The sequence below is a fragment of the Micromonospora sp. WMMD735 genome (assembly GCF_049178995.1).
Taxonomy (GTDB): domain Bacteria; phylum Actinomycetota; class Actinomycetes; order Mycobacteriales; family Micromonosporaceae; genus Micromonospora; species Micromonospora wenchangensis.
Genome location: NZ_JBMHMJ010000002.1, coordinates 1647597 through 1660015, shown reverse-complemented (window position 1 = coordinate 1660015; position 12419 = coordinate 1647597). Strand labels below are relative to the sequence as shown.

The 12419-nt window shown below is 76.5% G+C and carries 12 protein-coding genes and 1 pseudogene; 11 read left to right on the top strand and 2 right to left on the bottom strand.

Annotated elements, in window-relative coordinates; translation table 11 throughout:
- The first annotated feature begins 50 nt into the window (after positions 1-50).
- From ACN268_RS07320 to ACN268_RS07280, 9 genes and pseudogenes are all read left to right on the top strand, one after another.
- Positions 51-1412, top strand: a complete 1362-nt coding sequence (locus tag ACN268_RS07320) for a cobyrinate a,c-diamide synthase (RefSeq protein WP_421486837.1) — start codon at positions 51-53, stop codon at positions 1410-1412.
- Positions 1409-2191, top strand: a complete 783-nt coding sequence (gene cobI / locus ACN268_RS07315; RefSeq protein WP_421482372.1) for a precorrin-2 C(20)-methyltransferase — start codon at positions 1409-1411, stop codon at positions 2189-2191. Before ACN268_RS07320 ends, cobI begins: the two co-directional genes overlap by 4 nt.
- Positions 2188-3015 carry a precorrin-4 C(11)-methyltransferase gene (cobM, locus tag ACN268_RS07310; protein ID WP_088646742.1) on the top strand — a complete coding sequence of 276 codons (828 nt, stop codon included), beginning with the start codon at positions 2188-2190 and terminating at the stop codon, positions 3013-3015. Before cobI ends, cobM begins: the two co-directional genes overlap by 4 nt.
- Positions 3012-4163 carry a cobalt-precorrin-5B (C(1))-methyltransferase gene (locus tag ACN268_RS07305; RefSeq protein ID WP_421482371.1) on the top strand — a complete coding sequence of 384 codons (1152 nt, stop codon included), beginning with the start codon at positions 3012-3014 and terminating at the stop codon, positions 4161-4163. The genes cobM and ACN268_RS07305 overlap by 4 nt, the downstream gene beginning before the upstream one ends.
- The gene (cbiE, locus tag ACN268_RS07300) at positions 4151-5425 is read left to right on the top strand and encodes a precorrin-6y C5,15-methyltransferase (decarboxylating) subunit CbiE (protein ID WP_421482370.1); all 1275 of its coding nucleotides are present in this window, start codon (positions 4151-4153) and stop codon (positions 5423-5425) included. The genes ACN268_RS07305 and cbiE overlap by 13 nt, the downstream gene beginning before the upstream one ends.
- Positions 5422-7215, top strand: a complete 1794-nt coding sequence (gene cobJ, locus ACN268_RS07295) for a precorrin-3B C(17)-methyltransferase (protein ID WP_421482369.1) — start codon at positions 5422-5424, stop codon at positions 7213-7215. Before cbiE ends, cobJ begins: the two co-directional genes overlap by 4 nt.
- A complete protein-coding gene (locus ACN268_RS07290) occupies positions 7212-7442 on the top strand; it encodes a 4Fe-4S binding protein (RefSeq protein WP_421482368.1) in 231 nt (76 codons plus the stop codon). Before cobJ ends, ACN268_RS07290 begins: the two co-directional genes overlap by 4 nt.
- 46 nt (positions 7443-7488) lie before the next feature.
- Positions 7489-8082 (top strand): precorrin-8X methylmutase, encoded by a 594-nt coding sequence (locus ACN268_RS07285; protein ID WP_421482367.1) that lies wholly within the window; start codon positions 7489-7491, stop codon positions 8080-8082.
- Positions 8079-8960 (top strand): annotated as a pseudogene (locus ACN268_RS07280) (sirohydrochlorin chelatase); the annotation flags it as partial. The gene ACN268_RS07285 and the pseudogene ACN268_RS07280, both read left to right, overlap by 4 nt.
- 109 nt (positions 8961-9069) lie before the next feature.
- On the opposite strand, the gene crcB reads toward ACN268_RS07280, so the two are convergent.
- Together crcB and ACN268_RS07270 are read right to left on the bottom strand one after the other, a co-directional pair.
- Positions 9070-9432: a fluoride efflux transporter CrcB gene (gene crcB, locus ACN268_RS07275; protein WP_421482366.1), complete on the bottom strand. Its 363-nt coding sequence runs from the start codon at positions 9430-9432 to the stop codon at positions 9070-9072.
- Positions 9429-9983, bottom strand: coding sequence for a FluC/FEX family fluoride channel (locus ACN268_RS07270; protein ID WP_421482365.1), 555 nt, complete (start codon positions 9981-9983; stop codon positions 9429-9431). Before ACN268_RS07270 ends, crcB begins: the two co-directional genes overlap by 4 nt.
- A gap of 311 nt (positions 9984-10294) precedes the next feature.
- Between ACN268_RS07270 and paaI the strand changes: the two genes are divergently transcribed.
- Entirely contained in the window at positions 10295-10675 is a 381-nt protein-coding gene (gene paaI / locus ACN268_RS07265) for a hydroxyphenylacetyl-CoA thioesterase PaaI (RefSeq protein ID WP_421486836.1), read from the top strand.
- A gap of 206 nt (positions 10676-10881) precedes the next feature.
- Positions 10882-12417, top strand: coding sequence for an ABC transporter substrate-binding protein (locus ACN268_RS07260; protein WP_421482363.1), 1536 nt, complete (start codon positions 10882-10884; stop codon positions 12415-12417).
- Positions 12418-12419: the final 2 nt, after the last annotated feature.

Sequence of the window (12419 nt, the reverse complement as noted above, 5' to 3'; positions counted from 1 at the left end):
GCCCGCCGGGCAACGCGCCGGCCGGTCACCCGGGCGGTACCGCGCCGGCCGTGCCGCCGACCGGCCCGTGGGCGCTGCCCCGGCTGGTGGTCGCCGCCCCCGCCAGCGGGCACGGCAAGACCACCGTCGCCACCGGACTGCTCGCCGCGCTGCGCCGCCGGGGCCTCACGGTCAGCCCGCACAAGGTCGGCCCCGACTACATCGACCCCGGCTACCACGCGCTCGCCGCCGGCCGCCCCGGCCGCAACCTCGACCCGTGGCTGGTCGGGGAGGACCTGGTCGCCCCGCTGCTGCGGCACGGCGCCAGCCTGCCCACCCCCGCCGACGTCGCCGTGGTGGAGGGGGTGATGGGGCTGCACGACGGCGCGGTCGGCCGGGGCGGCTACGCGTCCACCGCGCACGTCGCCACGCTGATCGACGCGCCGGTGCTGCTGGTCCTGGACACCACCGCGCAGGGGCGGTCGGCCGCCGCGCTGGTGCTCGGCATGCGCGCCTTCGACCCGGCGGTCCGGGTCGCCGGGGTGATCCTCAACCGGGTCGGCTCGCCCCGGCACGAGACCCTGCTGCGCGACGCACTCGCCGAGGTGGGCGTACCGGTGCTGGGGGCGGTGACCCGGGCGGTCGAGGTGGCCGCGCCGGCCCGGCACCTGGGGCTGGTGCCGGTCGCCGAACGGGCACCGGAGTCACTGGCCGTCGTCGACGCGCTCGCCGGTCTCGTCGAGGCAACCGTCGACCTCGACGCCGTGCTCGACCTGGCGCGCAGCGCCCCACCGGTGACCGTGGACGCCTGGGACCCGGGCACCGCCGTCGGTGGCCCGGCCGGCGGGGACCGTCCGGTCGTCGCGGTCGCCGCCGGTGCCGCCTTCACCTTCTCGTACGCCGAGACGGCCGAACTGCTCACCGCCGCCGGCGCGACCGTGGCCCCGTTCGACCCGCTGCGTGACCCGGCCCTGCCCACCGGCACCCGGGCCGTGGTCATCGGTGGCGGTTTCCCCGAGGTGCACGTCGAGGCGTTGAGCGCCAACACCGGCCTGCGTGCCGAGTTGGCCGGCTTCGCCGGTCCGGTGGCCGCCGAGTGCGCCGGGCTGCTCTACCTCGGCCGCTCCCTGGACGGGGTGCCGATGTGCGGGCGGCTCGACCACCACGCCCGGATGTCCGGCCGGCTCACCCTCGGCTACCGCGACGCGGTCGCCGCCACCGACTCCCCGGTCCACGCCGCCGGTGAGCGGGTACGCGGCCACGAGTTCCACCGCACCGTCACCGACCCCGGGCACGGCGACCGGCCCGCCTGGCGGTGGGACGGTACCGACCACGGTTTCGTCACCGGGCAGGTGCACGCCTCCTACCTGCACACCCACTGGGCGGGTCACCCCCGGGCCGCCCGCCGGCTGGTCGAGGCGGCGGCCCGGTGACCGGCACCGGTGCGGGTCACCCGCCCGTCGCCGCCACCGCCACGCTGACCGGGGTGGGGGTCGGGCCGGGGGACCCGGAACTGCTCACCCTCAGGGCGGTCCGGGTGCTGACCGAGGCCGACCTGGTGGTCGTACCGGTGCTGGACCGGCTGGCGGCGGACCCGGCGACGCCCCCCGGCCGGGCCGAGACGACGGTCCTCGCGCACGTGCCGGCGGACCGGCTGCGCCGGCTGCCGTTCGCCCTCGAGGACCGGGGCGGGGTGACCGCGCGCCGGGAGGCCGCCTGGGACGCCGCCGCCCGCGCCGTCGTCGACGCGTTCGACGCCGGGGCCCGTTCGGTCGCGTTCGCCACCATCGGCGACCCCAACGTCTACTCCACCTTCACCTACCTGGCCGACGGCGTCCGCGCGCTGCGGCCGGCGGTACGGCTGAGCACCGTGCCCGGCGTCACCGCCATGCAGGAGCTGGCCGCCCGCAGCGGCGTCCCGCTGTGCCAGGGCCGGGAGCCGCTGACCCTGCTGCCGGCCACCGCCGGCGCGGCACCGGTCGCCGACGCCCTCGCCGGGCCCGGCACCGTGGTGGTCTACAAGGGCTGGCGACGGCACCGGGAACTCGTCGACGAGCTGCGCCGGCACGACCGGCTCGACGACGCCGTGCTCGGCTGCGGCCTCGGCCTGCCCGACGAGCGGATCGGGCCGGTCGGCCCGGACGACGAGCTGCCCTACCTGTCGACGCTGCTGGTCCCGGCCCGCCGGGACCGGCGGGGAGGAAAACTGTGACGTCCACCGGAAAGGTGTGGTTCGTGGGGGCCGGGCCCGGCGCCGCCGACCTGCTCACCCTGCGCGCGGCCCGGGTGATCGCCGACGCCGACGTGGTGATCTGGGCGGCCAGCCTGGTGCACGCCGACGTGCTGGCCCACGCCCGCCCCGACGCCGAGATCGTCGACTCGTCGCAGCTGCCCATCGAGGGGGTGCTGCCGCTGTACCGGCGGGCCGCCGCCGACGGGCTCACCGTGGCCCGGATCCATTCGGGCGACCCGGCGCTGTGGGGTGCGGTGCAGGAGCAGCTCGACCTGTGCCGGGCCCTCGACCTGGCCGTGGAGATCGTCCCCGGGGTGTCCTCGTTCACCGCCGTCGCCGCCATCGTCGGCCGGGAACTGACCATCCCCGAGGTGGCCCAGTCGGTGATCCTCACCCGGCTGGAGGGCGGCAAGACGCCGATGCCGGCGGGGGAGCGGGTCCGCGACTTCGCCCGGCACGGCACCACCATGGCGCTGTTCCTGTCCGCCGCCCGCGCCGGGCAGGCCCAGACCGAACTGCTCGCCGGCGGCTACCCGGCCGACACCCCGGTGGTGGTGGCCTACCAGGCGACCTGGCCGGACGAACTGGTGGTGCGGTGCGCCCTCGGCGACCTGGCGGCCACCGTCAAGGAGCACCGGTTGTGGAAGCACACCCTGTTCCTGGTCGGGCCGGCGCTCGCCGCCACCGGCACCCGGTCGCACCTCTACCACCCGGGGCACTTCCACACCTTCCGCCGGGCCGAGCCGGCCGCCCGCGCCGAGCTGCGCCGGTCCCGGGCCGCCGTGGAGGACGCCACCCCGTGACGTACGCCGAGCCGCCGCTGCGCGAGCCGGACCTGCCGCGTACCGCGAAGGTCCGGCCGGTGGCGTTGCGTACCGGCTGGACCACCGGCGCGTGCGCGACGGCGGCGGCGAAGGCGGCGGTGACCGCCCTGGTCACCGGCGTACCCCCGACGGAGGTGGAGATCGGGCTGCCCGCCGGCCGGCGGGTGACCTTCGCGGTGGCCCGCTGCGACCTGACCGCCCGGCCCGAACCGACGGCGGAGGCGGTGGTGGTCAAGGACGCCGGGGACGACCCGGACGTCACCCACGGCGCGCACCTCACCGCGACCGTCGGTTGGCGGCCCCGGCCCGGCCTGGAACTCGCCGGTGGGGACGGCGTCGGCACCGTCACCCGCCCCGGGCTCGGTCTCGCCGTCGGCGGGCCGGCCATCAACGACACCCCCCGCCGGATGATCGGCCGGGCCGTCGCCGAGGTGGTCGACCTGGCGGAGGTGGGTGTCCGGGTGGTGATCAGCGTCCCGGGCGGCGAGGTGATGGCCCGCAAGACCACCAACCGGCGGCTCGGCATCGTCGGCGGCATCTCCATCCTCGGCACCACCGGCATCGTCAGGCCGTTCTCCACCGCCTCCTGGCGGGCCAGCGTGGTGCAGGCGGTGCACGTGATGGCCGCCCAGGGGCAGCGGACCGTGGTGTTGTGCACCGGCGGGCGCACCGAACGGGCCGCCCGCGCGCTGCTGCCGGAGCTGCCGGAGGTGTGTTTCGTCGAGGTCGGCGACTTCACCGGCGCGGCCGTCACCGCCGCCGTCGGCGACGCGATGACCGGGGTGGTCTTCGTCGGGATGGCCGGCAAGCTGGCCAAACTCGCCGCCGGCATCCTGATGACCCACTACACCCGGTCGAAGGTGGACCTGTCCCTGCTCGGCGCGGTCACCGCCGAGGCCGGTGGTGACGCCGACCTGGTCGCGGCGGTGCTGGCGGCCAACACCGGCCGGCACGCCTACGAGCTGTGGGAGGCCGCCGGGCTGCTGCGCCCCGCCGGTGACCTGCTCTGCGAGCGGGTCCGCCAGGTGCTGCGCCGCTTCGCCGGGCCGGCGCTCACCGTCGACGTGGCGATGGTCGACTTCACCGGCGACCACCTGGTCGCCTCCTCCGGCCGGTGGCCGGCGTGACCGGGCCCGAGCCGGTGGTGGTGCTGGGGATGGACGCGGCCGGTCGGCCACTGCCGCCGCCGGCGCTCGCCGCCCTGGCCGGGGCCGGGCTGGTCGTCGGGGCGGCCCGGCACCTGGCCGCCGTGCCGGTGCCGGCCGGCGTCGACACCGTCACCCTCGGCCCGCTCGCCCCGGCGGTGGCACGGCTCGCCGCCGCGCACGCCGCCGGGGTTGCGGCCGTGGTGCTGGCCAGCGGCGACCCCGGCCTGTTCGGCGTGGTACGCCGGCTGCGCGCCGCCGCACTGCCGGTCCGGGTGCTGCCGGCGGTGTCCAGCGTGGCCGCCGCGTTCGCCCGCGCCGGGCTCGACTGGGACGGCGCGGTGGTGGTCACCGCCCACGGCCGGCAGTTGGGCCCCGCGCTCAACGCCTGCCGGGCGCTGCCCGCCGTCGCCGTGCTGACCGCGCCGGACGCCGGGGCGGCCGAGATCGGGGCCGGGCTGGCCGGCTGGTCCCGCCGCCTGCTGGTCGCCGAGCACCTCGGCACCCCCGCCGAGCGGGTCACCCGGGTCAGCCCCGAACAGGCCGCCGGTCGCCGTTGGGCCGACCCGCACGTCCTGCTCAGCCTCGCCGGTGCGGCCGACGACGCCGGTGCGACGCACCCCGGTCCGGGTGGTGCGGCCGGGTCCGGCGGTGGGGTCGGGCCGGTACGCGGCGACAACCAGCCGGCCGCCGCGCCGGCCGCCGGCTGGGCGCTGCCCGAGTCCGCGTACCGGCACCGGGACTCGATGATCACGAAGGCCGAGGTGCGGGCGCTGGCCGTCGCCCGGTTGCGGCCCCGGCTCGGTCGACTGGTCTGGGACGTCGGCGCGGGCAGCGGATCGGTGGGTATCGAGTGCGCGCTGCTCGGCGCGGCGGTGATCGCCGTGGAGCGGGAACCGACGGCACCGGTCGCCGACAACGCCGCCCGGCACGGCGTCGACGTCCGGGTGGTGACCGGTGACGCGCCGGCAGTCCTGGCCGGGCTGCCCGATCCGGATGCCGTCTTCGTCGGCGGTGGCGGGACCGACGTGCTGACCGCCGTCGCCGACCGCCGCCCCGACCGGGTGGTGGTCACCCTCGCCGCCCTGGACCGGGTCGCCCCGGCCGTGCACCTGCTGCGCGCCGCCGGCTACACGGTGACCGGCAGCCAACTCGCCGCCGCCCGCCTCGCCGACCTGCCCGGCGGGTCCGTCCGACTCGCGGCCACCAACCCGGTGGTCGTCCTCACCGGGGAGCGTCCGTGACCACCACCGCACCACACCGGCACCGGGACGCGCCCGGCACCGGCCCGCACCGGGTCGGGCTCGTCGCGGCCACCGCCGCCGGCCGCCGGCACGCCCGGACCCTGGCCGCCGCCTGGCCGCACGCCCGGCTGGTCGAGGCCGACGGGGTCGCCGACGCGCTGCGCACCGCGTGGACGACGTGCGACGCGGTGGTGGCGTTCCTCGCCACCGGTGCGGTGGTCCGGGTGCTGGCGCCGCTGCTCGGCGACAAGCGCACCGATCCGGCGGTGGTGGTGGTCGACGAGGCCGCCCGGCACGCCGTGGCCCTGCTCGGCGGGCACGCCGGGGGCGCGAACACGCTCGCCGCCGAGGTGGCCGCGGTGCTCGACGCCCGGCCGGTGGTCACCACCGCCACCGACGCGGTCGACCTGCCCGGCCTGGACACCCTCGGCTGGCCGGTCGAGGGGGCGGTGGCCGCGGTGTCCCGGGCGATCCTCGACGGCGAGCCGGTCCGGCTGGTCGCCGACGCGGTGTGGCCGCTGCCCGCCCTGCCGCCGAACGTCCATCTCGTGCCACCGGCCGCCGCGCCGTCTCCCGCCACGGAACACCCGCCCGTCGGCCCCGCGCCGGCAGCCGACCCGCAGGGCGGGTACCGGGTGCTGGTGACCGACCGGGTGGTGCCCATCGACGACCGGACCGTCGTGTTGCGGCCGCCGTCCCTGGTCGCCGGGGTCGGGTCCAGCCGGGGGGTGCCCGCCGCCGAGGTCGACGCGCTGCTGCACCGGGCGCTCGCCGACGCCGGCTTGAGCCCGGCCAGCCTGCGCTGCCTGGCCAGCGTCGACGTGAAGGCCGACGAGGAGGGCATCCGGGCCACCGCCGACGCGCTCGGCGTACCGCTGCGGACCTGGCCGGCGGCGGAGCTTTCGGCGGTGGACGTGCCGCACCCCAGCGAGGTGGTGCGGGCCGCCGTCGGCACGCCCAGCGTCGCCGAGGCGGCGGCGTTGCGCGACGGCGGCACCCTGCTGGTGCCCAAGACCGCCTCGGCGATGGCCACCGTGGCGGTCGCCCGGCACGCCCCGCGCGGCCGGCTGGCGATCGTCGGCCTGGGTCCCGGCGCGGCCGACCTGCGCACCCCGCGCGCCGTGGCCGAGTTGCGCCGGGCCGCCGTGGTCGTCGGCCTCGACCAGTACGTCGACCAGGTCCGTGACCTGCTGCGGCCGGGCACCCGGGTGCTGGCCAGCGGGCTCGGCGCGGAGGAGGAACGGGCCCGCAGCGCGGTCGCCGAGGCCACCGCCGGGCACGCCGTCGCGCTGGTCGGCTCCGGTGACGCCGGGGTGTACGCGATGGCCAGCCCCGCCCTGGAGTACGCCGACGAGCGGATCGACGTGGTCGGGGTGCCCGGGGTGACCGCCGCGCTGGCCGCCGCCGCGCTGCTCGGTGCGCCGATCGGCCACGACCACGTCTACCTGAGCCTGTCCGACCTGCACACCCCCTGGCCGGTGATCGAACGGCGGGTCGCCGCCGCCGCCGAGGCGGACCTGGTGGCGCTGCTGTACAACCCGCGCAGCCGGGCCCGGGACTGGCAGCTCGGCGCGGTGCTGGCGACGTTCGCCGCGCACCGCCCGCCGCAGACCCCGGTCGGGGTGGTCCGCAACGCCAGCCGCCCCGACGAGCAGGTCCACCTGGCCACCCTGGCCACCTTCGACCCGACCGTGGTCGACATGTACGGGCTGGTGGTGGTGGGCAGTTCGCAGACCCGGCTGGTCGGCGGGCGGATGGTCACCCCCCGGGGCTACCGGTGGCGCGGATGACCCCCGTCGTGCCGGTGCCCGGTCCGGCCGGGGTGCCGCCGCCGGTGGTGATCGACGCCTGCCAGGGCTGCGGGGCCTGCCTGCTGACCTGCCCCACCCACGCGATCCGCCCGGTGCCCGGTGGCCTGACCGTGCGCGCCGATCGCTGCACCGGCTGCCTGGAGTGTCTGGAGATCTGCCCGGTGGACGCGATCCGGGCCACCACCGACCGTCGAGGAGCACCATGACCAGCATCCACCCGGCCCGTCGCCGGCCCATCCCGGGAGGCGGGCGGTGAGAAGGGTCGTCCACCCCATCGAGCAGGAGTCGTACCGGATCCTGCGGGAACGGGTCGACCTGGGCGGCCTGCCGCCGCTGACCCGGGCGGTCGTCGAGCGGGTGGTGCACGCCAGCGCCGACCTCGACTACGTCACCGACCTGGTCTGCGACGAGGCGGCGCTGGCCGGCGGGCTGGCCGCGCTGCGCGCCGGGGCACCGATCGTCACCGACGTGGCGATGGTCGCCGCCGGGATCACCGGGGCCGGGCGGGAGATCGTCTGCCCCGTCGCCGAACCGGCCGCCGCCGCGCTGGCCCGGCAGACCGGCCTGACCCGGTCGGCGGCGGCGGTGCGGATCGCCCTGGACCGGGTCGGCCCGGGGGCGGTCTGGGTGGTCGGCTGCGCGCCGACCGCGCTCGTCGAACTGATCGCGGTGCACGCCGCCCCGGCGCTGGTGATCGGGTTGCCGGTGGGCTTCGTCGGGGCCGCCGAGTCCAAGGCGGCGTTGCGGGCCAGTGGCCTGCCGGCCGTGTCCAACATCGGCGAGAAGGGTGGCTCGGCGGTCGCCGCCGCCGCCCTCAACGCCCTGCTCTACCTGGAGGAAACATGACCGCACTGGTCATCGTCGGGCACGGCACGCGCAACGCGGCCGGGGTCGACCAGTTCGCCGCGCTCGTCGACCGGGTGCGGGACCGGGCGGGGGCCGCCGTCGGCGACGTCGAGGGCGGGTTCATCGAGCTGTCCCGGCCGCCGCTGACCGACGCGGTGACCGCGCTGGTGACGCGGGGGCACCGGGCGCTCGTCGCGTTGCCGCTGGTGCTCACGGCCGCTGGCCACGGCAAGGGCGACATCCCGGCCGCGATGGCCCGCGAGCAGGAACGCCACGCCGGCCTGACCTACCGGTACGGGCGACCGCTCGGCCCGCACCCGCTGCTGCACACCGTGCTGGAGCAGCGGATCGACGCGGCGCTGGCCGGGGCCGACCGGGCCGGCACCTGGGTGGCGTTGATCGGGCGGGGCGCCACCGACCCGGACGCCAACGCCGAGGTGGCCAAGGTGGCCCGGCTGCTGTGGGAGGGGCGCGGCTACGCCGGGGTGGAACCGGGATTCATCTCGCTGGCCGAGCCCTCGGTGCCGGCGGTGCTCGACCGGCTGCGCCGCCTCGGTGCCCGCCGGATCGTGGTCGCCCCGTACTTCCTGTTCGCCGGGGTGCTGCCGGACCGGATCGTGGCGCAGTCGCAGGCGTACGCCGCCGACCATCCCGACCTGGACGTCCGGGTCGCGGATCTGATCGGCGACTGCGACGCCCTGGCCGACCTGGTGCTGGAGCGGTACGCCGAGGCGCTGCGCGGGGACATCCGGATGAACTGCGACACCTGCGCCTACCGGGTGCTGATGCCGGGCTTCGCCGACAAGGTGGGCCGCCCGCAGACCCCGCACGACCACCCCGACGACCCGGTCGACGGCCACGGCCACCACGACCATCACGGCCACCACCACGACCACGGCCACCACGACCACCAGCACGACCACGGCCACCAGCACGACCACGCGCCCGGTCCGGGGCAGGCCGTGACCCCGGTCCGCTGAGCGCCGGTCAGCCGGCCAGCGCGCGGGCCAGGGCGAAGCCGAGGGTGGCCGCGCCCAGCCCGGCGACCACGCTGACCAGCACGTTGGCCAGCGCGGGCCGGCGGTCGCCGGCCCGCGCCAGCCGTACCGTCTCGTAGCCGAAGGTGGACCAGGTGGTCAGCGCGCCGCAGAAGCCGGTGCCGACCAGCGCGGTCACCGCCGGCCCGGCGGGCACCCCGGTCACCACGCCGAGCAGCAGCGACCCGGCGACGTTGACGGTCAGCGTCCCCCACGGGAACCGGGAGCCGTGCCGGGCCTGCACGGCCCGGTCGGTGAGGTAGCGCAGCGGCGCGCCCAGCGCCGCGCCGAGCGCGATCAGCAGCACGCTCACCGTCCCTCCCGCCGGCCGGGCCGCTCCGCCGCCGGGCCGGACCGGCCGGGCCCGCGTCCACCCCGGTCGGCCCCCGACCGGCGGCGGTCGGCGCGGTCCAGCAGCCCGCCGGCCAGGGCGTCACCGGCCGCGACGGCCGCGAGCCCACCGACCAGGGTGGCGACCAGGTAGGCCAGCGCCGTCCCGGCGGCCCCGGCGGCCAGCGCCCGGTGGACGTCCATCGCGTACGCGGAGAAGGTGGTGAACCCGCCGAGCACGCCCACCCCGAGCAGCGGCCGGACCAGCGGGCCGGCCCGTCGTCGGCCGAGCACCGCCATCAGCGCCCCGATCAGCAGGCACCCGGTGACGTTGACCGTGCAGGTGGACCAGGGGAAGCCGGTCGGGGAGTGCGGCAGGGCGGCCTGCACCCCGGCGCGGGCGAGCGCCCCGAGCGCCCCACCGGCGGCGATCACGCCCAGCACGGTGGCCGGGTGCGCGGCCAGCTCGCCCCGGTCGGCCGGGACCCGCAGGTCGACGTCCGGATCGACGCGCCGCGACGACGGTGACGTCATCGGGACCTCCCCACCAGCATCGCCGGGCACTGGCAGGGACCGTCGCCGCGTCCGCGCGGTTCTCCCGGTCGGGCCGGGACGGCGGGCCCCACCACCGACCCGTCCGCGAGCATAGCCCGGCCGGCCCGGGGGCCGTGGCCGGTGCCCACCGGCGCGTACGGTCGGCGGGGTGGCCGGCCCGGGTGCCGGTCGTCGTGCCACGACCGTCAGGAGGAGCAGTGCCGGACCGTAGCCCGTACCCCCGCGAAGCGGACCCCGCCGGGCGGGCCGGCGGCGCCGCGGTGCCGCCGGCCCGGACCGCGGCCCACGACATGTTCGACGCCGACGTGGCGTCGCGAGGGCTCGGCATCGAGCTGGTGCACGCCGCCGGTGGTACGGCGGTGGCCCGGATGCGGGTGACCGCCGGGATGGTCAACGGTCACCGGATCGGCCACGGCGGGTTCGTCTTCCTGCTCGCCGACACCGCCTTCGCGCTGGCCTGCAACACGCACGGCCCGGCCACCGTCGCGGCCGGCGGCGAGATCAGCTTCCTGCGCCCGGTCCGCGAGGGGGACCTGCTGACCGCGTCCGCCACCGAACGCGTCAGGTACGGCCGCAGCGGCATCTACGACGTCACCGTCACCCGCGACGGCGAGGTGGTGGCCGAGTTCCGGGGACGCAGCCGCACCCTCACCCGCCCCGCCGACGACTGACCCCGGGCCGGGTTTCGACAGGCGTCCGACGGGAAGAGGAGCCGGTACGGGAGCGGTCCGCTGTGCACCCTCCACGTGCGACGGTCATTGATTGCACTGGTTTCCGGGCTTACACACCACTTTGGTCGGGTTTTGTTGACATCGCCCCGCCCGGCAGAGAAGACTCGCCCTTCTGATCTGCCAGGCGACGAAGGGTGACCGAGTCCATGACCAGATCGAAGATCGTCGCGGCGGCGCTCGCCGTCGCCCTGACCGCGCTGGCCGGCTGCGACGCCGGAGAGAGCGTCGACGTCGACGGCGGGTCCACCGCCGGGGGATCGACAGGTGGCACGCTCACCGCCGCGATCGGCGGCGAACCCGACCAGCTCGACCCGCACAAGACGTCGGCCTACCACAGTTTCCAGGTGCTGGAGAACGTCTACGACACCCTGGTCGAGCCGGACGCCGACCTGAAGATGGGGCCCGCGCTGGCCACCAGGTGGACCACCAGCAGCGACCAGCTCACCTGGACCTTCACCCTCCGCGAGGGGGCCCGGTTCTCCGACGGGTCGCCGCTGACCGCACCGGACGTCGTCTACTCCTACCAGCGGATCATCAACGAGAAGCTGAACGCGGCGTACAAGTTCGCCACCGTCAAGACCGTGACCGCGCCCGACCCGGCCACGGTGGTGGTCACGCTGACCGCGCCCACCCCCAACCTGCTGGCCAACCTCGGCGGCTTCAAGGGCGTCGCGATCGTGCAGAAGGCCAACGTGGAGTCGGGCGCGATCACGACCCGGCCGGTGGGCAGCGGCCCGTTCACCGTCGCCTCCTATACCTCCGGCGACACCATCAAGCTGACCCGCAACGACGCCTACTGGGGGCCGAAACCGAAGATCGACGGCGTCACCTTCACCTTCGTCAAGGACCCGACGGTGGCCCTGCAGAACCTGCGCGGCGGCGAGGTGCAGTGGACCGACAACCTGCCACCCCAGCAGGTGCCGACCCTCAAGGAGGACGGCGCGCTGACCGTCGCCACCACCCCCTCGACCGACTACTGGTACCTCGCCCTCAACGAGGCACGCAAACCGTACGACGACGTGAACGTGCGCCGCGCCGTCGCGTTCGCGCTGGACCGGGAGGCGATCACCAAGGCCGCCAAGTTCGGCCAGGCCACCGCCAACCAGACCGCCATCCCCAAGGGCAGCTCCTGGTACTACGACTACGCGCCCTACCGGCACGACCCGGACCAGGCCCGGCAACTGCTCGGCGGGGCCGGCGTCAGCGGCCGCACCATGGACCTGATGGTCACCAGCGAGTACCCGGAGACGGTCACCGCCGCCCAGGTGATCGCCGCCCAGCTGAAGGACGTCGGGATCACCGTGAAGATCCGTACCCTGGACTTCGCCCAGTGGCTCGACGAGCAGGGCAAGGGCAACTTCGACGCCTTCCTGCTCGGCTGGCTGGGCAACATCGACCCGGACGAGTTCTACTACGCCCAGCACCGCACCGGCGGCACGTTCAACTTCCACAAGTACAGCAACCCCGCCGTCGACACCCTGCTCGACCAGGCCCGCACCCAGACCGACGAGGCCGTCCGCAAGCAGACGTACGAGCGGGCCGCGAAGCAGATCGTCGACGACGCCAGCTACGTCTACCTCTACAACCCGGACGTGGTGCAGGGCTGGTCCCGCAAGGTCGCCGGCTACCAGGTCCGCTCCGACCGGGCGATCCGGTTCCGCGACGTCGCCCTGAACCGCTGAGG

What these genes read in the sequence shown, in the direction of transcription:
- paaI (WP_421486836.1), top strand. Translation starts at nt 10,295, where the DNA reads ATGTTCGACGCCGACGTGGCGTCGCGAGGGCTCGGCATCGAGCTGGTG.
- ACN268_RS07290 (WP_421482368.1), top strand. Translation starts at nt 7,212, where the DNA reads ATGACCCCCGTCGTGCCGGTGCCCGGTCCGGCCGGGGTGCCGCCGCCG.
- ACN268_RS07260 (WP_421482363.1), top strand. Translation starts at nt 10,882, where the DNA reads ATGACCAGATCGAAGATCGTCGCGGCGGCGCTCGCCGTCGCCCTGACC.
- ACN268_RS07270 (WP_421482365.1), bottom strand. Translation starts at nt 9,983, where the DNA reads ATGACGTCACCGTCGTCGCGGCGCGTCGATCCGGACGTCGACCTGCGG.